Source organism: Amycolatopsis sp. NPDC059027 (assembly GCF_042739735.1).
Classification (GTDB): Bacteria; Actinomycetota; Actinomycetes; order Mycobacteriales; family Pseudonocardiaceae; genus Amycolatopsis.
In genome coordinates this window covers 194396-212731 of record NZ_JBHYIK010000003.1, presented here as the reverse complement: position 1 = coordinate 212731, position 18336 = coordinate 194396, and the positions used below count along the sequence as shown (strand labels likewise).

Below are 18336 nucleotides of genomic sequence, written 5' to 3'. Positions count from 1 at the left end.
GAGGAGCTGTCGGGAGAAGTCTCGCACGCGGGGCAAGTGATTAACGGCGGTTCAGCCGGAACGTCTGGCGGCGTTCCCCTCGGCCGTTCTGGCCTCGTTCGGGCAGGTCGCGTAGCGCGTGTCCCACACCGAGCGGGGGACGCGCAGCGTGCGGGGCGGTGAGGTGCAGATCGTCCGGCGGCGCTGGACGGGGATCGCGGCGGGCTCGGGAGCGCCGAGACGGTCGAGCACGCGCCAGGCCCGCCGGGTCAGCGCCGCGCCCAGCGTCGCGCCGACGGTGTTGAGGATGACGTCGTCGGTCGAGGTCACGCGGCCGACGTGGATCAGGTACTGCGTGCCCTCGATCGCCGTCGAGGTCGCCATCGCGGTGCACATGACCCGCAGGAGCGAACGCAGCGCGGGCACGCGCAGCGGGAGCAACGCGCCGAGCGGCACGAGCAGCAGCAGGTTGCCCGTGGTCTGCCAGAACGCGCTTCCGCAGGAGAACGTCTCGACCAGGTCGGTGCCCGGTGCCAGGTTCAGGATGCTCTCGTGCGACGTTCCTACCTGCATCGTCGCCAGGCGCAGCACCAGTGCGCCGAAGGTGCAGAGGGTGACGTCCAGTGCCGCGGTGGCGCTCGCGTGGCGACGGGGGCCGATCCGCGCCCGGTGTGCGGTGAGCACCGGCCAGGCGAAGAACGCGTAGCACAGAGCCAGGATCGACAACGGGATCATGTCCCCGAAGACGTGCAGCAACTCGGCCATCCGTCCCCTTCCCCGACTGTCGAGATCGGCTCGCCGCAAGATCACTCTTGCACCGCAAGATCCACTTGGCATGTTTAAGGGGGCGCACTATTCGGTGATCTTCGGTTGGCGAGCCGCCGGGAACCGTGCTTGGGTCGAGCGGGCACTGTCCACAGTGGATGCTGTGGACAACCCTGTGGATGAATTTCGACAGGACGCGGAAAAGTATTACGTCACAACGAAAAAAGACTTCGCCCGGCTGTGTACTACTGCGGGTGACCGCTACCGTCCGCGACTTCCCGCGCGCGTTCGATGATCGTCTGCAGGTGCAGGCCGCGCCGCGCGTCGCAGGGATGTGCCGTGGTGCCGCTGGCGATCATCGCGGCGAAGTCGTCCAGTAGCGCGGTGTAGGACTCCCGCGCCGCGCCCGGTTTCCGGCCCAGCGTGCGGTAGCCGTGCTCGCCGTAGACCGCGACCTCGACCACGGTCGGCTGAATCGGCAGCCGCAGGGTCAACGTCGCCGTGCTGGTCGCGCCGTCTTCGTGCGCGAAGAGCAGCTGCCAGAGGTCGTCGTCGGTGCGGTGCGCGGCCAGGACGTCCGTGATCGGGCCGAGCGCGGCGTCGAGCAGGTCGAACGCGTGCGGGCCGATGTCGGCGAGCGCGCCCGAATCCGTCCGCCAGCTCGAACCCGCGTATTGGCCGCCGAGCAGCGCGCCGGACAGCCACCGGGCCCCGCCACCGCGCCAGCCGCCCGCTTCGGCGATCCCGTCCAGCCATTCCCTGGTCTGCTCGGCGTACCGCAGGATCAGCACCATCAGGGTGGCGACGCCTGCCGCGTCGACGGCGTCCGCGAGGCGGCGCGCCCCGGCGAGGTCGGCGGCAAGCGGTTTCTCCAGGATCAGGTGCTTGCCCGCCTCGGCCGCGAGCACGCCCAGCTCGGCCTGCACAGCGGGTGGAACGGCGAACGCGACGGCGTCCACCTGCGAAAACAGCTCCTCGATGCTGTCGACGGCGGTGGCGCAGTGCGCGTCGGCGAGTTCCCGGGCGGCTTCGGGACGGCGGGACCAGACCGCGCTCAGCGTCGTCCCGGGGTGATCGGCGAGGCCCGGTGCGTGCACCGTCCGTGCCCATGGACCGGTGCCGATGAGGCCGACTCGAAGCTGTCCGTGTCCCACGATCGGTGAGTGTATGTGTGGTTCGCGTCGCTTCCGGAGCCCACCTCCCGTGGGTTAACGTCAGCGGGTTAGACACCTCGCCCGGGGGAAGCCGGTGAAAGTCCGGCGCTGACCCGCAACCGTGAACGGCCTCGCCGTGAGCCGGATCGCCCGTGCCTGGTGCGACTCCGATGTCGAGGTCCATCTGCGGGGTCCTGGGGCTGACGCCGTCGCGCGCCGGTCGGGGGCGCCTTCGACGGACAAGGGGAAGGTGCCCGATGTCTTTCACACGTCAGCCGGCCGCGGTCCTGGCGAGGCTGCTCGCCGTCTGTGTGCTCGTGCTGCTCGGCGGGGCCGGTGCGGTCACGTCCGCGGCCGCCGACCAGGGCAAGGGCAGCCCGGGATACTGCCAGGACGGCGCCGGGGTCACGGTGATCGTCGACTTCGGGGATCTCGGCGGCGAGCCGGTGGTCCGGTGTGCTCCCGGTGATCAGCCGAACGGCGTGACCGCGCTGCAGAACGCGGGCTTCACCGTGACCGGCTCGCAGCGCTTCGGGCTCGCGGTGGCCTGCCGGATCGACGGCAAACCGGGGCCGGACGCCGAATCGTGCGCCGCGATGCCCTCGGCCACGGACTTCTGGGGGTATTGGAACGGCGCGAACGGAGCCTGGGTGTCGAGCCAGGAGGGCGCGATGACCCACAAGCCCGCGCTGGGCGGCTTCGAGGGATGGTCGTTCTGGCGCGGAAAGTCCTTCGGTACCAACCCGCCGCCGCGGGTCGCTCCGGTTCGTCCGGCGCAGCAGCCCGCGACGACGTCGTCGGCTGGTGTCCCGGCTGAGTCGGGCGGCTTCCCGTGGGGTGTCGTGATCGGTGTGGCGGCTCTCGTGGTGATCGGTGGCGCGGCCGGGATCGTCGCCGCGCGGCGCAAACGTGGCGCTCGGTAGTTTCGGCCGCGCGCCGCGGACGCTGCACCCCGGCGCGTGGTGGGTTTGGGCGCTGTCGCTGGCCGTCGCGGCCAGCCATACGACCAATCCGCTGTTGCTCGGGCTGATCATCGCGGTAGTCGGCTTCGTCGTCGCGAACCGGCGGAGTGACGCACCGTGGGCGGTGGCCTTCCGGCTCTACGCGTACGTCGGCGCCGTGGTCCTCGCCACGCGGATCCTCTTCCGGATCCTGATCGGCGGCGAGGACGGCGGGCATGTCCTGTTCACCCTGCCGAGCATCCCGCTGCCGTCGGTCATGGCCGGGGTCACGCTGCTCGGGCCGACGTCGGCGGAGGAACTGCTCGGCGGGTTCTACGACGGGCTGCGGCTGGCGACCATGATCATCTGCGTCGGCGCCGCGAACGCGCTGGCGAACCCGAAACGCCTGCTCAAGGCGGTCCCCGGGGCGCTGTACGAGGTGGGCACGGCGGTCACGGTCGCACTGTCGGTCGCGCCGCAGCTCGTGGAGAGCGTGCAGCGCGTCCGGCGGGCGCGCCGGCTGCGCGCGGGGCGGCAGCGCGGGATGAAGGCACTGAAGGGCGTCGTGATCCCCGTGCTGGAGGATGCGATGAACCGTTCGCTGCGGCTCGCCGCCGCGATGGATTCCCGCGGCTACGGGCGGCGCGGCTACCTGAGCCCGCGGGTGCGGGTGCTGATCGGCGTGTGTGTACTGGGCGGGCTGATCGGCGTGTGCGTCGGCGTCTACGGCGTGCTCGACGGGACGTCGGCCTGGCTGGGCGTACCGATGCTGATGGCCGGGCTCGTCGTGGCCACCGCCGGGTTCGTCCTCGGTGGCCGCCGGGTGCGGCGGACGCGCTATCGGCCGGATCCGTGGCGACTGGAGGAGACGCTGGTGTTGCTGTCCGGGGTGGCCGCGTGCGCGCTGCTGTTCGTGACCGGGCGCGTCGACGCCGCGGATCTCTACCCGTCGCTGAATCCCTTGCGCTGGCCCGAACTTTCGCCGTGGCACGCGCTTTCGCTGCTGATCGGCGTCGTACCGGCGTGGCTCGCTCCGCGTCCGGTCCCGGTGCTGGAGGTGGCGCGGTGATCGAGTTCTCTCGCGTCAGTGTGACCTATCCGGACGCCGCCGGCTCGGCACTGTCCAATGTGGACCTACTTGTCGAGGAGGGCGAGCTGTGCCTCGTCGCCGGGCGTACCGGGGCGGGGAAATCGACGTTCCTCGGGGCGATCAACGGGCTCGTCCCGCACTTCACCGGCGGGCGTCTCTCGGGACGTGTGCGCGTCGCGGGCAAGGACACATCGCAGCATCCGCCGCGGGAATTCGCCGATGTCGTGGGCGTTGTCGGCCAGGATCCGCTGGCCGGGTTCGTCACCGACACCGTCGAGGAGGAGCTGGCGTACGGCATGGAACAGCTGGCCGTCCCGCCGGAGGTCATGCGCAAGCGCGTCGAGGAAACCCTGGACCTGCTGGGCGTCGCCGAGCTGCGCAACCGTCCACTTCGGACATTGTCGGGCGGGCAGCAGCAGCGGGTCGCGATCGGCGCGGTGCTGACGGCGCATCCGAAGGTGCTCGTGCTCGACGAGCCGACGTCCGCGCTCGACCCCACCGCCGCCGAGGACGTGCTGGCCGCGATCACCCGGCTCGTGCACGACCTCGGGACCACGGTCGTCGTCGCCGAACACCGGCTCGAACGCGTCGCGCAGTATGCCGACCGGCTCCTTTACCTACCGGGGGACGGCTCGGTGCGGGCGGGGACGCCGGCGGAGATCCTGGAGACGGCCGAGGTCGCGCCGCCGATCGTCGAGCTGGGAAGGCTCGCGGGCTGGTCGCCGCTGCCGCTGTCCGTCCGTGATGCCCGCCGCCGTGCCGGAGCACTGCGGGAGCGGCTTTCCGGGACCGCCGGGCCGCAGGCGGTCACGACCTCCGGTGACACGGCGTTGCGGGCGGAGGCGGTGCAGGTCCGGTACGGGGACGTGACGGCGGTGCGCGGGGTGGATCTGCGGCTCGCGCAGGGGGAAATCCTCGCGTTGATGGGGCGCAACGGCTCGGGCAAGTCGTCGCTGCTGTGGGCGTTGCAGGGCAGCGGTCCGCGGTCGGGCGGCAAGGTCGACGTCGGCGGCGAGGATCCGCACGCGCTCAAGCCCCGGCAGGCACGCACTCGGATCGGGCTCGTCCCGCAGACCCCGGCCGACCTGCTGTACCTCGATTCGGTCGACGCCGAATGTACGCAGGCCGACCGCGAATCCGGTGCGTCGCCCGGCACCGCGCGGCGCCTGCTCGACCGGCTCACCCCCGGCATCGCCGGCGCGCTGCATCCGGGTGACCTGTCCGAGGGGCAAAGGCTTTCGCTGGTACTCGCCGTTCAGCTCACCGCGGCACCGCCGGTGCTGCTGCTCGACGAACCCACGCGGGGCCTCGACTACCACGCGAAACGGCATTTCGCGGAGGTGCTCGCCGAGCTGGCGGCACAGGGCAGGGCAATCGTCGTGGCCACCCACGACGTCGAGTTCGTGGCGACGGTCGCGCATCGCGTGATCGTCATGGCCGAGGGCGAGGTCGTCGCGGACGGGCCGACGAAGGACGTCGTCGTCGCTTCGCCCGCGTTCGCTCCGCAGGTCGCGAAGATTCTCGCGCCGCAAGCGTGGCTCACCGTCGCCGAGGTCGCGAAGGCCCTGGGACAGTGACGGACTTCCTTACCCAGACCAAGGTGGTACGGGTCGGCCCGCGCACCGCGCTCGTCCTCGCGGTGGCCGCTGTGCTGGGCGTGACGATGTTCGTCTGGCCGTTGTTCGCCCATCCGCAGCCAGGGGCGCAGGCACACGGGATGGACGCGCCGTTCATCTTCATGGCCACCCTGCCGGTGCTGATCCTGGTCGTGCTGGCCGAGCTGTCCAGCGGCGGCATCGACGCGAAGGCGCTCGCGATGCTCGGCGTGCTGTCCGCGATCAACGCCGGGCTGCGGCCGCTCAGCGCCGGGACCGGCGGCATCGAGCTGGTGTTCTTCCTGCTCGTGCTCGCCGGCCGGGTGTTCGGGCCCGGTTTCGGGTTCGTGCTGGGCTCGACGTCGATGTTCACCTCGGCGCTGCTCACCGCCGGGGTGGGGCCGTGGCTGCCGTTCCAGATGCTGGCCTCGTCGCTGATCGGCCTTGGTGCCGGGCTGTTGCCGAAACGGCCGCGGGGCAGGGCCGAAATCGCGCTGCTCGGGGTGTACGGGGTGTTCGCGGCCTACTTCTTCGGCTTCCTGATGAACATGTGGCACTGGCCGTTCCTGCTCGGGACCTCGCTGACCGGGGCCACCGCGGGCCTGGAGTTCGTGCCGGGCGCGCCGTTGTTGGAGAACCTGCACCGGTTCTTCGCGTACACGGTGCTTTCCTCGACGCTCGGCTGGGACACCGGCCGCGCGGTGACGAACCTCGCCGCGATCATCCTGGTCGGCCCGGCTGTCTTGGCGGTGCTGCGCAGGGCCGCCCGCCGAGCCGCCTTCGACGCCCCGGTCACCTTTGACGCCGGAAGCTGACCGCGACCAGCGGAACCACGGCTGGCCGCGGGGCACGCAGGGGTCGGTGGCTGGGTCCCGTTCGTGGTGACGATGCACCAAGGGCTCCCCTCGGTGCGTTCGATGCACCGAAGGCGTCCCTTGGTGTGTTGAGCGCACCCAAGGCGTCCCTCGGAGGGGCCGCCGCAGGGATCGTCGTTCAGCGCAGGGCCGCCCGCCGAGCCGCTTTCGACGCCCCGGTCAGCTTCGAACCGGTACGCAGCGGTCCAGCAGCGCGATGAGCTCGGTCATCTTCGCCGCGTTCGGCACGTGACCGGCGTCCAGGTCGAACACGGTGAAGGGGTTGTCCGGCGTCGCGGCGTCCGCCTCGCGGATCATCCGGTCCTGCAGGGCGAGCGGAATGATGTTGTCGCGCAGGTGCCGCACGTAGACGCGGGGGATCCGGCCCCAGGTCGCGATGTCGCCGCGGGAGTCCGTCGCGCTCTTGGCGATCAGCTCGTCCGGGGCCATCGCGTTGAGGAAGGCGAAGAGTTCCGCGTCGGTCCCGTCGGTGAGGAACGCCGCCTTGCCCGCTTCCAGCAGGTCCCGATTGTTCGTCCGCCAGTTGAACCGGAGGGCGCCGACCACGGCCGGGTCCGCCGCGAGAAAGCCGAGCAGCGCGCTCGTCCGGCTTGACGCGGCCTCGGGGGTGGCCATGTAGTCGCCCGGCGTCGCCAGGGCGGTGCAGCAGAGCGCGGTGTCGTAGACGAGCAGGTCGATCAGCTCGGGAACCTGGTTGGCGACGAGGCTGATCGCCGCACCGCCGATGCTCGCGCCCACCAGCACGACCGGCCCGTGCGCGGCGGCGCGCCGCACGACCTCGGCGGTCGCCTCGATCTGCTCGGCGACCGAGACGTCGGCCAGCGAAGACCGTTCGGTGGCGAACGCTTCGAGGTCCTGCGGAGCCTGATAGGACAGTCGGTACTGGGCGTCGGTACTCCGCTGGCCAGGCAGGTCGACGCCGACGCAGCGGTGTCCACACAGGACAAGATCGTTCGGCACGGCGGACACGCCGTTCGCGCCCGCGGCGAAGACGAACGTGGCGACGTTCTCGGATGGCATGCCGCCAGTCAATCGGCCGCGCCGGAGCGCGACCAGCCGAGAAAGTACCCGGTGCCGACTACGAAAGTTGCGGCTACCAGGCTACGAGTAGGAGTAGAACCCGCGTCCGGTCTTCTTGCCGAGCAGGCCCGCGTCCACCATGCGCAGCAGCAGCGGCGGTGAGGAGTACAGCGGCTCCTTGAACTCCGCGTACATCGAGTCCGCGATCGCCTTGATGGTGTCCAGCCCGATCAGATCGGACAGCCGCAGCGGGCCCATCGGGTGCGCGGTGCCGAGCTCCATGCCGCGGTCGATGTCCTCGGCGGAGGCGAAGCCCGACTCGATCATCCGGATCGCCGAGAGCAGGTACGGCACGAGCAGCGAGTTCACGATGAACCCGGCCCGGTCCTGCGAGCGGATCACGGTCTTGCCCAGCGCCGACGTCGCGTGCTCCTCGGCGCGGGCGGCGGTCTCGTCACTGGTCAGCAGCGACGGGACCAGCTCGACCAGCGGCAGCACCGGCACGGGGTTGAAGAAGTGGATGCCGACGACCTGCTGGGGCCGTCCGGTGGCCATCCCGAGCTTCATGATCGGGATGGAGGAGGTGTTCGAGGCGAACACCGCGTCCGGGCGCTCGACGATCTTGTCCAGCTGCCGGAACACCTCGACCTTGGCCTGCTCCTGCTCGAGGATGGCCTCGACGACGAGGTCACGGTCGGCGAACTCGCCGATCTCGGTGGTGAAGCGCAGCCTGCCGAGCGCCGCTTCGGTGTCCTCGGCGGACAGCTTGCCGTTCTTGACGCCGCGCTGGAGTGACTTCTCGATCCGGGCCCTGCCCGCGTCGAGCGCCGGCTGGTTCACCTCGGTGACGAGCACGTCCAGCCCCGCCTTGGCGTGCACCTCGGCGATCCCGGAGCCCATCAGGCCGGCACCGACCACTCCTACCCGCGCTACGTCGGTCACCCGTCACTCCTTTGTCGTGCCGCGACGAACCGGCAAGGAGCGTCACGGCGAAATCTGGGCAGCACACGACGCACGAGGGTGGTTGCCGAGCCAGGCCCGGAACCACCCTCGTGTGTCACGAGTGCTCAACGACGACGGTACTCGTCGTAGTCGTCGTATGGGTCTTCGTAGCGCTTGTCTTCCTCGTCACGCCTGGTGTCGTTCGAGGAACTACTCGACAGCTCGCGCTGCAAAGCATCGAAGTCGGTTTCGTGGGAGCTGTACTTGAGCTCTCGCGCCACCTTCGTCTGCTTGGCCTTAGCCCGGCCGCGCCCCATGGCTCGACCCCCTCGCACAGGGGCGGGGCGGCCGGGGGAATCGGCGGCCCCGCATCGTCTCGACAATTCTTTCCTGCTGACACCGTACCGTGTCCCGGGGGTTCGATGCGACGTGGCACGGTGTGCTTGTGGCCTCAGTGTCCGCCGGACGCTGGTTACCGGCTGGTCGGTGGCGATAGTCGCTGGTCGGCGTGCCACGATGCAGTGGTGCTCCGACCCTTCGTGGCCTACCTGCGGGTGTATGAGCCGCTGCTCGCGCTGGGCGACCCGCCGGATCCGCGCCTGCGTGAGGCGGTGGCCGCGGCGAAGCTGCGCCGCGTCGACGCGGGCGGCCGCGAACAGCTGCTGTGGCTCAAGTCACAGTTGGGCGGGTCGAAGCGACTGCTGCCCGCGGAACTCCCGGACGGCCGTCCGGCGGCGAGCGTGCACACCGACGTCCTCGTCCTGGAACCCGACGAAGTCCCGCCGGGGCGCGGGGGCGAGGTCGGTCCCCTGCCACTGGTGTGCCCGTTGGAACTGCGGGCGCGCTCGGCGGCGGCGCTGGTCTCCTTCCTCGGTGACGCGCACCCGGCACTGAAGAACACGGTCCTCGAGGCCGCGGGGTTCAGCGCCGAGGGCATCCGTTCGCGGACCAAGGCGGCGATGGCCGATCTGACCACGAGCGCCGCGCACACGCTCTCGACGACGTGGAGCGTGCCGCTGCCGTGGTTCGTGCTCATCGATCCCGACGAACGCAAGCTCGTCCTCGGCTCGGGCCGCGACGATCCGGCACGGGAGCTGTCCTGGCGGACGGCGATCGGCGACGCGCGCGAGCGCGCCCGCGAGGCGGGTGAGCTGCTGGCGGCGACGTTCGGCGATTCGGGGCCGGGCCGGGTGCTGTTCGAGACACGCCGCTGGCTGGACAACTTCCACTCCGGCTCCGTGGTCGAGCTGGACTACGGCGGGCTGGTGCAGCTGTTCGGCGACTCGATCCTGGAGTCCGACACGACGGCCGACGAGGTGCACGACATCCTCGACGCGCTGCGGTCGGGCAACGTGGAGGAGCTGGCCGAGCTGTTCTCCGAACTGCGCGACTTCTGGGGCGACCTGTCCGCCCACGAACGCGCGAACTGACGCTAGAGACCGACGACGCGCAGCTCGCCGACGGGACGTCCGCCGCCCAGCACCACACCTCGCAGCGCGTCGAGGCCCGCGGTGTCCACGCCAAGATGGCGCAGTACCGCGAGGGCCAGCGGTCCGGCGCCGCGCTTCTGCCCGTCGTCGAACTTGAACGCCACCGCGGTGCCGTCTCCGAGGGTGAACGCCTGGACACCCTCGGCGCCACCCTTCGCGAGCAGACCGTCCACAGCGGACATCAGCGCGGTGTCCTCCCGGCCGGTCCCCGCGACCAGCCACGGATGAGCCCGCATCGCGTCGGCGACGGGGCGCGCTTCCTCGTCCCGCACGAGCCGTCCGAACGCTCTCGCGAGCCCGAGCAGCGGGAAGGCGAACAGTGGCGCGCCGCAGCCGTCGACCCCGGTGGCGGCGATCCGCTCGCCGGTGAATTCCTCGACGGTCTCCTTGACGACCTGCTGCAGCGGATGCGCGGGATCCTCGTAACTCTCGGTCGGCCAGTTCGCGCGGACGCAGGTCGTGAGCATCCCGGCGTGCTTGCCGGAGCAGTTCATCGACGCCTTCCGCGGCCCGGGCGCCGCGAGCTTGCTCGACTCGTCCAACGGGTAGTCGGCCGGGCACGCCAGGTCGTTCTCGGTCAGCCCCGCGGCCTCCAGCATCGTCAGCACGCGCTTGACGTGTTCCGGTTCGCCGGAGTGGGAGGCGCAGGTCAACGCCAGGTTCTCGACGCTGTCATCGCCCTCGAACACCAGTCCGGCACGGAGCATGCCGAGCGCTTGCAGCGGTTTGTTCGCCGAACGCGGGTACATCGGCGACCGGACGTCGCCCAGCTCCAGCCGTACTTCGCCGTCCGGCGCGGTCACGACGAGCGCGCCGCGATGCACGCTCTCCACGACCCCGGACCGGACGACCTCGACCAGTACCGGGTTCGTCATCGCTCTCCGCGTCCGCGTTCGGTGTCGAGCAGCTCGTCGACGGTGGCCGCGCCATGTTGATAGCGCCGCGCGATCTCGGCGTTGAACGTGTCCATCACGCCTTGCACCTGACGCCGGTACTTCGAGACCGAAGCCTCCTCCGCGGCGTACGTCGTCAGCGCTTCGGCCAGCTTCTCGTCGGTTAGAGAGCCGACGTCGGTCAGGTCGGTGTCGCCGATCAGCGCCTCGGCGTGCCGCCGATGCTCTCCCGCGCGCGACGGTTCGAGCCGCTGGTGCCTGCCCGATCCGGCGGCGGGCCCGAGCGCGTTGTCGGAGAGGATGCTCGCCAGCTGGTCGACGATGCTGCTGGCACCGCCGGAGCTGCGGCGCTGCTGCTCGGCGCGCACGATGTCGATGCGGGCGTGCAGCAACCGGCGCAGGTAGGACAGATCCGTCTCTTCCTGCGCTGCTTCGTCCCGGCGCTCGCGAAGTACCGCTAGGGGCAGTTCGCCGAGGTCGGAGAGGTATCCCGGGGCGAGCACGCGGTCTATGCGCCGCCGTCCGCCAGGCCGGACTTCGATCACGGGGTCATCCTGCTCTACATCCGGGGTCTACGCCAGGGGCGAAGGTTCACAGTCTTCACCCACGTAGCCGCTGCGCGGCTTCCCGGCCGGGCGCGGCGCCCTCGGCCGGGATGGAGTCGGGGTCGATCGCGGCCTGCACGACGCGGTCCTCGTCGCCGACGAGCAGCTCGGCCGTGGGTGGCGTCGAGCGTTTGACCAGCGCGAGCGCGATCGGGCCCAGCTCGTGGTGCTGGATGACGCTGCCGACCCGGCCGACGACCCGATCACCGACGCGCACCGCGTCACCGGTCTCGGGGGTGATCTCCGGGGAGCCGTCCAGGTGCAGAAGCAGCATGTGCCGCGGTGGGCGGCCGACGTTGTGCACCTTCGCGACGGTCTCCTGGCCGCGGTAACAGCCCTTCGCGACGTGTGCGGCGGAGCCGATCCAGCCCACTTCGTGCGGGATCGTGCGTTCGTCGGTGTCGATGCCGAGGCGGGGGCGCAGCGACTCGACCCGCAGCGCGTCGAACGTCCACGACCCGGCCGCGCGGGCGCCGGCGTCGGTCAGCTTCCGCCACCACTCGGCGAGGTCGGCGCGTGGCACCGCGAGGTCCACACTGGACCGTCCCGGCCACGGCATCCGGCGGACGAACCCGCCGCCGGGAAGCGTTGTCACGGCGTATGGTTCCGGCCCCGCCTCGACGCCGACGGCGCTCAGCACCCTGGCCGCCTCCGGCCCGAGGACGCTGAGCAGTGCCAGTTCGCTCGTCGCGTTGCGAATGTCCACTTCGGACCAGAACTTCATCGCTTCGAGGTACTCGCGCAGCGTCTGCCGTCCGCCCGACGGCAGTGCGCTGGTCGCCGCCGCGCCGGGATCGCTGTCCAGCCAGACCGTTCCGTCGAGGTGCGCCAGCACCATGTGGGTGTCGATGCGGCCCTGGCTGTCCAGAACCAGCGCCTCGGTCCCGCTGCCCTCCGCGAGTTCGGTGACGTGCTGGGAGATGACCAGATGCAGCCAGGAAAGCCGCTCGCGGCCGGCGACCGCGAGGAACTCGCGGTGCGACCGGTCGATCACCACGACGCCACGGGAAGCGGTCCGCTGCTCGGCGAACGGATCACCCCAGTGCCACGGCACTCCCGCTTCGGGGTGTCCCTCGGGCGGCGCGATCGAGCCGGGAGCATCGAGCAGCGGTGAGTGGTAGGGCATGAATACCAGCCTAGTCTTTCGGCTCGGTGTGACGTCGCGGTCGATTCCTGTATCGGGTGAGTGGTCCGCGGCTCAGTACCCAGCTTTCCCGCGGCGTAATCGGTCCTGTGGTATCGGTTCCGTGTGATTTCGCGCGAGTAGGGTGTCGCCATGCGCGTACTCGTCTTTCTCGACGGAACTGTGGCCGATCCCGAAGCCGCCCACATCCGGGTGGACGACCTCGGACTGCTCCGCGGTGACGGGGTGTTCGAGACCATCCTCGTGGTCGACGGAAAGCCGCGTGAGCTGCGGCCGCACCTCGACCGGCTGGCGCGGTCCGCCGCGATGCTCGACCTGCCGGAACCCGACCTCGCGGCCTGGGAGCGCACCGCGCGGACGGTGATCGAGAACTGGCGCGGCGGCAGGGAAATCGCGTTGAAACTCGTCTACACCCGGGGTGTCGACGGCGATCCCGACGCGCGGCCGACCGGCTTCGCGCTCGGTATGGAGATCGACCCGAAGGTGCTACGCGCACGCACCGAAGGCGTCTCCGTGATTACGCTCGAACGGGGTTTCCCGCCGGAACTCGCCGAGCGCGCGCCGTGGCTGCTGCTGGGCGCGAAATCGGTGTCGTACGGCGTCAACATGGCCGCGTTGCGTGAGGCCGCGCGCCGCGGGGCGAGCGATGTGATCTTCACCGCAGCCGACGGTTCCGTGTTCGAGGGACCGACTTCGACGGTCGTCCTCGCGAAGGACCGCACGCTCTACACGCCGCCGTCGAGCATCGGCATCCTGCCGGGCACGACGCAGGCCGCGTTGTTCCGTGGCGCGGAGAAGGCGGGCTGGTCGGTGAAGGTCGAACCGCTGCACGTGTCGGATCTGCTCGAGGGTGAGGGCGTCTTCCTGGCCTCGTCGGTGCGGCTGCTGACCCGGGTGCACACGCTGGACGGCCGCGCGCTGCCCGACTCCGGCACGGTGCACGGCGAGCTGGTCGCGGCCTACGAAGCCGAGTACGCCTGATCGTCCGGGCTCTGGGCTTTCGTGCCGAGCCGTGAAGGACTCCTTACCGGCGCTCAGGGTAGGCAGGAGTCCTTCACGGACTTCTGTGCCGAGGCGAGCGGGCAGCGTGGTCGCAAACGCTTGCACCTGCGGGTTTCCGCTCTCGAAGATGGTTGTCCACAGGTAGCGGCCGGTGTGGACAACTCCTGCCGCTCACCCTGGTTTTCCGGGGTCTTGTCCTACCCTGCCGATAGAATGGTTGCGGGGTCGCCCCCCGGAGCGGGTGGGGGACACCCGAGCAAGGGGGTCAGCAGGCGGCGGCGTCCTCGGAGCCGGCGTCCGCGTCGGTGGTCGCGGTGCCGGGGCTGATGCGGATGAGGCAGGGGGCCACGTCTTCGGCTCGGTAGGCAGCGATCTTGTGGTGGCCGTCGAGGATGAGTTCGCGGCCCTCGTCGGCGAGCACGACGGCGACTGGCAGGTGGCCGTGGCGGATCGCGGTGCGGTAGTAGGTGACGCGCGCGCCGTCGGCGGGCGGCCAGTCGGCGCTCGGCGAGAGCAGCCGGCCCTCCGGGAGCCGCAGGGGGCCGAGAATCCGGTAGTCACCGTCGACGAGCTGGACGATGAGGGCGTCGAGGGTGTCGGCGAGCGGGCGGCGCAGCTGGCCGGTGGCGAGCGCGATCCGCAGCGCCACCGGCAGGTCCGGCTGCTTGCCGGTGTTCATGTCGACGAAACCCCCGCCACCGGTGACCGTTACCTGTTCCACGTCCATCAGGACGGATCAAACCGCAGCTTGGTTCCTGGCCGTACCTGTCCGAGTGCATCAAGTGATCCCCGTCTCACCGTGGCCGCCACGGGGTAACCGCCGGTGGTCGGATGGTCGGCCAAGAACACCACCGGTAACCCGTTCGGGGGTACCTGGACGGCGCCGGTCAGTAAGCCCTCGCTCGGCAGTTCGGACTCGGCGTACGCCTGGGCGCGGCGCAGCGGCGTCCCGTCGAGCCGCAGCCCGACCCGGTTCGATTCCGGCGTCACCGTCCACCACGTTCCCAGCCCGCGTGCGACGTCGTCGAACCAGTCGTCGCGCGGCCCGAGCGTCACCGGCACCACGAGTTCGGCGGCGGCCACGGGCGGCACCACGACGTCCGCCCCGGCGGGAATGCCGTGCACGGCGCCCAGCGGCAGCACCACACCGGGAACCAGTGGGTCGGGCCCGATCTCGGCCAGCACATCGCGCGAACGGCTCCCCATCGACGGTTCGGCCGCGATCCCGCCGGACACCGCGAGGTAGCACCGCAGTCCCGTCGAGGGGGTGCCGATCGTGAGCGTCTGCCCGGCCCGCAGGTGTACGGCGACGTGGGAACCGACGTCCCGCCCGTCCACCTGGACCCGCACCGGCGGACCGGTCACCGCGACGGTGCACGACGTCGTCGCGCGCACGGACAGCCCGCCCAGTACCGCCTCGATCCCCGCGTACGACTCGGCATTGCCCGCGAGCCGGTTCGCCAGCCGCAACGCCGCGACGTCGAGAGCGCCCGACGGCGGCACGCCGAGATGCGCGTAGCCGGGGCGGCCGAGATCCTGCACCAGCGCGAGCGCGCCGGTCGCCAGCACTTCGAGGGCCCGCATCACACGCTCCGGAACCGGACGCGATCCCCGGGCGTGAGCAGCGCGGGTCGCTCGGCGTGCGGATCGAACAACGTCGTATCGGTGTGACCGAGCAGCCGCCAGCCGCCGGGCGAGGGCGTCGGGTAGATACCGGTGAACTCGCCCGCCACCCCGACCGAACCGGCGGGCACCCGCGTCCGCGGTGATTCGAGACGCGGCTGCCGCAACGGTTCGGGAAGCCCGGTCAGATACCCGAAGCCAGGCGCGAATCCGGTGAACGCCACGGTGTATTCGGCTCCGGTGTGCAGGTCGACTACGTCCTTTTCGGACAGTCCGGCCGTCTCGGCGACCAGCGCCAGGTCCTCGCCGTCGTAGCGGACCTCGATCGTGATCTCCCGGGGAGCGGTGGACGGCGGCCGCGTGAGGTCAGCGTCTTCGAGCAGTGCGCGGACGTCGTCGAGCGCTGAGGAACCGGGGTTCGTCACGACCAGCAGGGTGCGGGCGCCGGGGACGAGTTCGGCGACGCCGTCCGGTCGGGTGGCCACGATCGTGGCATGCGCGGCACTCATCTGGGTGAGCGAATCGCAGTCGAGCAGCGCGGCGTGCTCGCCGTACCGCCGCCAGCGCACGGGACCCGTCCGGTCAGCCCACCACGCGGCGGAGCAGCGCCGACGCGTGCGGCTGCATGTCCTGGCCGACCATGGCCCGCTCCTCGACGTAGCCGAGGTCGCCGTTGATCAGGCCGTAGAGGCGTTTCGCCGCGGTGACGTCCTTGGCGGTGGCGGTGCGGATGACCGCGTCGGTGCCCAGCTCCCAGGACGTCTGGTTGCGCGGCTTCCCGTAGTACAGCTCGACGATTCCCGAGCTGTGGGTGAGCAGCAGCTCGATGGTGTCGTCCTCCTGCGGCCGCCAGAACCCTGTCTCGCGGGCGGCGGGGCGGATGACGTTGCCGTCGTCGTCGATCAGCCAGGAACGCGCCTCGTGATAGAGGAACGGCCTGCCGTCGTGCGCGATCGTGAGCTGCTGGGCGAACTTGATCGGGCCGTCGATCGTCGGGTAGTCGATCTCGCCCTCGCCACGCCACACCCCGACCAGGGGCAGCAGGGCGAGGCACGCGTCGTTGAGGTTCGGGCCCAGCCGCAGGTTCGCCGTGTCCGCCGGGATCGGCAGATCGTCAAACTGCGGGAGGTTCCGGTCACGCGTGCTCTCGGCGCGCTTTTCCGCGGCCGCGATGGCTTCGTCGCCACTCGAGGTCATGGGCTCAGCGCTGGTCGGCGTACAGCCGGTAGACGACGTACGCGGCAAACCACAGCACCGCGATACCGGCGATCACCAGCAAGGTCGTAAACAGGATCTCCACACCGGGGAGAATAGTCCGCCACCACTCAGCCGGCCTCCCGCAGGGTCGCCGCGGTGAGCACGGTCACCACCAGCAGGGTGACCGCGGCGACCGTCATCGCCAGGTGGAGTCCGGAAGAAAAGTCCGCCCGCTGTGCCGCCAGCGCGCCCAGCGTCGCGACCCCCAGCGCGGTGCCGGTCTGGCGGGCGGCGTTGACCGTGGCCGACGCTGTCCCGGCGCGGGTGCCGGGCAGTCCGGCGAGTCCGACCAGGTTCGTCGGCGTGATGGCCAGCCCGCCGCCGAAGCCCAGCACCGCGAAGACCGCGGCCACCAGCCAGAACGGGGTCACCGCGTCGAGCAGCAGGAAGCCGGACGCCCCCGCGGTGATGATCAGGTAGCCGACCGGCAGCACCCGGTTCGCGCCGAAGCGCGCGGACAGGCGGCCCGCGACGAACGCGGCGACGACGTTGCCCAGCACGTACGGCAGCATCTGGACACCCGCTTCGGTCGCGGAGGCACCGCGTGCCTGCTGCAGGTAGATCCCGATCAGGAACGCGGCCGGATAGGCGGCGAAGCCGAGGGTGAACGACGCGAGGATCGCGACCGAGAACCGTGGCCGCCCGAACAGCCGCACCGGCAGCATCGGATGCGCGGCGCGGAATTCGACGGCGAGGAACACCGCCAGCGCGCCCAGACCGATCGTGCCGACGACGAGCACCAGCGAGGTGAAGCCGACGCGGCCCGCCTCGATCACCGCGTAGGTGAGAGTCCCGATCCAGAGCACGGAAAGCGCCTGACCCGGCAGATCCAGCGAGCCGTGTCCGGGATCGGCGGACTCGGTGATGCCGCGGAGTCCGGCGAACACCGCGACCGCGCCGATCGGGATGTTGACCAGGAAGATCGTCTGCCAGCCCAGTGCGTCGGTCAGCGGACCGCCCACCAGCGGGCCGACCACGAACGCGGCACCCGCGATCGTGCCCCACAGCCCCATCATCCTGGCGCGTTCCTTCGGCTCGTCGAAGGCGTGGGCGAGCAGCGCCAGCGCACCCGGGATGACCGCCGAAGCGGCGACACCCTGCACGACACGGGCGGCGACCAGGAAACCGAGGTTCGGTGCGAGCCCGCACGCCAGCGAAGCGAGGGTGAACCCGGTGAGCCCGGCGAGGTAGACGAGCTTGCGGCCGTAGCGGTCGCCCAGCGTGCCGCCGGAGAGGATCATCGCCGCGAGGGCGACGGTGTAGCCGTCGATGATCCATTGCAGTGCGGCGAAATTGGCGTTCAGGTCGCGACGGATCGAGGGCAGCGCGACGCTCACGACGCTGACGTCGAGCAGCGACATGAACGTGCCGAGGAAGATCGCGGCGAGCAGGCCTGCCCGGCCCGTGTTGGTAACGGTTTTCGTCAAGGTCACCCGCACAGGTTGCGGGTTCAACCCGGCTTGAAGTCAACTCGTGCCATGCGATCCATCGGGGAAGTCGCCGCCTGGCTGGGGATCACCACGTCCGCCCTGCGGTTCTGGGACGAGCGCGGCCTCGTCAGCCCGGCGCGGAAATCGGGCACGCGCCACTACGGCGAGGACGATCTGCACCGGCTGGCCATGGTGAAGATGCTGCGGGACACCGGAATGCTGAGCCTGGACGAAATCGCCGTCCTGCTGCGCGGGCCCCAGCACGGCGACTGGCGCACAACCGTCCAAACGCGACTGTCGGAAATTCGGGCACAGCAAGAGAAGCTGGCAGCCGCGGAGAAGTTCCTCGGCCATTTCCTGTCGTGTCCCCGTGAGGACCCGGTCAAGGACTGCCCCGAATTGCGGGCGCACACGGCCAGGGAGCTGAAGGGGACTTTCGACGAATAAGACGCGATGAAGGGGTGGTTGGTGGCCATGACAGCGGTGGAAGGGGCCCGAAGACGGGTGAGGCGACCCCGCGAGCGCGCGGGG

Annotated in this window: 20 protein-coding genes and 1 riboswitch; of the genes, 7 read left to right on the top strand and 13 right to left on the bottom strand. The window is 70.6% G+C overall.

Annotated elements, in window-relative coordinates:
- Nucleotides 1-51: 51 nt before the first annotated feature.
- Entirely contained in the window at nt 52-744 is a 693-nt protein-coding gene (locus ACFWY9_RS03495) for a VanZ family protein (RefSeq protein WP_378329565.1), read from the bottom strand.
- A 245-nt stretch (nt 745-989) separates the two neighbouring features.
- Nucleotides 990-1898, bottom strand: coding sequence for a Gfo/Idh/MocA family protein (locus tag ACFWY9_RS03490; RefSeq protein WP_378329566.1), 909 nt, complete (start codon nt 1896-1898; stop codon nt 990-992).
- A gap of 48 nt (nt 1899-1946) precedes the next feature.
- Nucleotides 1947-2067: riboswitch (cobalamin riboswitch) on the top strand.
- An 88-nt stretch (nt 2068-2155) separates the two neighbouring features.
- Between ACFWY9_RS03490 and ACFWY9_RS03485 the strand changes: the two genes are divergently transcribed.
- The 4 genes from ACFWY9_RS03485 to ACFWY9_RS03470 are packed head-to-tail and all read left to right on the top strand — an operon-like array spanning nt 2156 to nt 6339.
- On the top strand, nt 2156-2821 hold the full coding sequence (locus tag ACFWY9_RS03485) for a hypothetical protein (RefSeq protein WP_378338041.1): 666 nt from the start codon (nt 2156-2158) through the stop codon (nt 2819-2821).
- Nucleotides 2808-3908: a CbiQ family ECF transporter T component gene (locus tag ACFWY9_RS03480; RefSeq protein ID WP_378329568.1), complete on the top strand. Its 1101-nt coding sequence runs from the start codon at nt 2808-2810 to the stop codon at nt 3906-3908. Before ACFWY9_RS03485 ends, ACFWY9_RS03480 begins: the two co-directional genes overlap by 14 nt.
- Nucleotides 3905-5506: an ABC transporter ATP-binding protein gene (locus tag ACFWY9_RS03475; RefSeq protein ID WP_378329569.1), complete on the top strand. Its 1602-nt coding sequence runs from the start codon at nt 3905-3907 to the stop codon at nt 5504-5506. The genes ACFWY9_RS03480 and ACFWY9_RS03475 overlap by 4 nt, the downstream gene beginning before the upstream one ends.
- Entirely contained in the window at nt 5503-6339 is an 837-nt protein-coding gene (locus ACFWY9_RS03470; protein WP_378329570.1) for an ECF transporter S component, read from the top strand. Before ACFWY9_RS03475 ends, ACFWY9_RS03470 begins: the two co-directional genes overlap by 4 nt.
- A 219-nt stretch (nt 6340-6558) precedes the next feature.
- On the opposite strand, the gene ACFWY9_RS03465 is transcribed toward ACFWY9_RS03470, so the two are convergent.
- The 3 genes from ACFWY9_RS03465 to ACFWY9_RS03455 form a co-directional block, all read right to left on the bottom strand.
- Entirely contained in the window at nt 6559-7419 is an 861-nt protein-coding gene (locus ACFWY9_RS03465) for an alpha/beta fold hydrolase (protein WP_378338040.1), read from the bottom strand.
- Between the two features lie 81 nt (nt 7420-7500).
- Nucleotides 7501-8361, bottom strand: coding sequence for a 3-hydroxybutyryl-CoA dehydrogenase (locus tag ACFWY9_RS03460; protein ID WP_378338039.1), 861 nt, complete (start codon nt 8359-8361; stop codon nt 7501-7503).
- Between the two features lie 125 nt (nt 8362-8486).
- A complete protein-coding gene (locus tag ACFWY9_RS03455) occupies nt 8487-8678 on the bottom strand; it encodes a DUF3073 domain-containing protein (protein WP_378329573.1) in 192 nt (63 codons plus the stop codon).
- Between the two features lie 207 nt (nt 8679-8885).
- Here ACFWY9_RS03455 and ACFWY9_RS03450 point away from each other — a divergent pair, with 207 nt between their 5' ends.
- Entirely contained in the window at nt 8886-9791 is a 906-nt protein-coding gene (locus ACFWY9_RS03450; protein ID WP_378338038.1) for a hypothetical protein, read from the top strand.
- A 2-nt stretch (nt 9792-9793) separates the two neighbouring features.
- On the opposite strand, the gene ACFWY9_RS03445 is transcribed toward ACFWY9_RS03450, so the two are convergent.
- From ACFWY9_RS03445 to ACFWY9_RS03435, 3 genes are read right to left on the bottom strand one after another with little or no spacing between them, the layout of a single operon-like run.
- Nucleotides 9794-10726 (bottom strand): asparaginase, encoded by a 933-nt coding sequence (locus ACFWY9_RS03445; RefSeq protein WP_378338037.1) that lies wholly within the window; start codon nt 10724-10726, stop codon nt 9794-9796.
- Nucleotides 10723-11289: an aerial mycelium formation protein gene (locus tag ACFWY9_RS03440; RefSeq protein WP_378329576.1), complete on the bottom strand. Its 567-nt coding sequence runs from the start codon at nt 11287-11289 to the stop codon at nt 10723-10725. Before ACFWY9_RS03440 ends, ACFWY9_RS03445 begins: the two co-directional genes overlap by 4 nt.
- Before the next feature lie 55 nt (nt 11290-11344).
- Nucleotides 11345-12475 carry a YgfZ/GcvT domain-containing protein gene (locus ACFWY9_RS03435; protein ID WP_378338036.1) on the bottom strand — a complete coding sequence of 377 codons (1131 nt, stop codon included), beginning with the start codon at nt 12473-12475 and terminating at the stop codon, nt 11345-11347.
- Between the two features lie 150 nt (nt 12476-12625).
- Between ACFWY9_RS03435 and ACFWY9_RS03430 the strand changes: the two genes are divergently transcribed.
- A complete protein-coding gene (locus ACFWY9_RS03430; RefSeq protein WP_378329578.1) occupies nt 12626-13474 on the top strand; it encodes an aminodeoxychorismate lyase in 849 nt (282 codons plus the stop codon).
- Nucleotides 13475-13760: 286 nt separating this feature from the next.
- Here ACFWY9_RS03430 and ACFWY9_RS03425 read toward each other — a convergent pair whose 3' ends face one another.
- From ACFWY9_RS03425 to ACFWY9_RS03405, 5 genes are all read right to left on the bottom strand, one after another.
- Nucleotides 13761-14216, bottom strand: coding sequence for a hypothetical protein (locus tag ACFWY9_RS03425; protein WP_378329586.1), 456 nt, complete (start codon nt 14214-14216; stop codon nt 13761-13763).
- Nucleotides 14217-14221: 5 nt separating this feature from the next.
- Nucleotides 14222-15079, bottom strand: coding sequence for a biotin-dependent carboxyltransferase family protein (locus tag ACFWY9_RS03420; protein WP_378329579.1), 858 nt, complete (start codon nt 15077-15079; stop codon nt 14222-14224).
- The gene (pxpB, locus tag ACFWY9_RS03415; RefSeq protein WP_378338035.1) at nt 15079-15687 is read right to left on the bottom strand and encodes a 5-oxoprolinase subunit PxpB; all 609 of its coding nucleotides are present in this window, start codon (nt 15685-15687) and stop codon (nt 15079-15081) included. The genes ACFWY9_RS03420 and pxpB overlap by 1 nt, the downstream gene beginning before the upstream one ends.
- A 13-nt stretch (nt 15688-15700) precedes the next feature.
- Nucleotides 15701-16315: an FABP family protein gene (locus tag ACFWY9_RS03410; protein ID WP_378329581.1), complete on the bottom strand. Its 615-nt coding sequence runs from the start codon at nt 16313-16315 to the stop codon at nt 15701-15703.
- Nucleotides 16316-16443: 128 nt separating this feature from the next.
- A complete protein-coding gene (locus ACFWY9_RS03405) occupies nt 16444-17808 on the bottom strand; it encodes a DHA2 family efflux MFS transporter permease subunit (RefSeq protein WP_378338034.1) in 1365 nt (454 codons plus the stop codon).
- Nucleotides 17809-17853: 45 nt separating this feature from the next.
- Between ACFWY9_RS03405 and ACFWY9_RS03400 the strand changes: the two genes are divergently transcribed.
- A complete protein-coding gene (locus ACFWY9_RS03400) occupies nt 17854-18252 on the top strand; it encodes a MerR family transcriptional regulator (RefSeq protein WP_378329583.1) in 399 nt (132 codons plus the stop codon).
- The last annotated feature ends 84 nt before the right edge of the window (nt 18253-18336 follow it).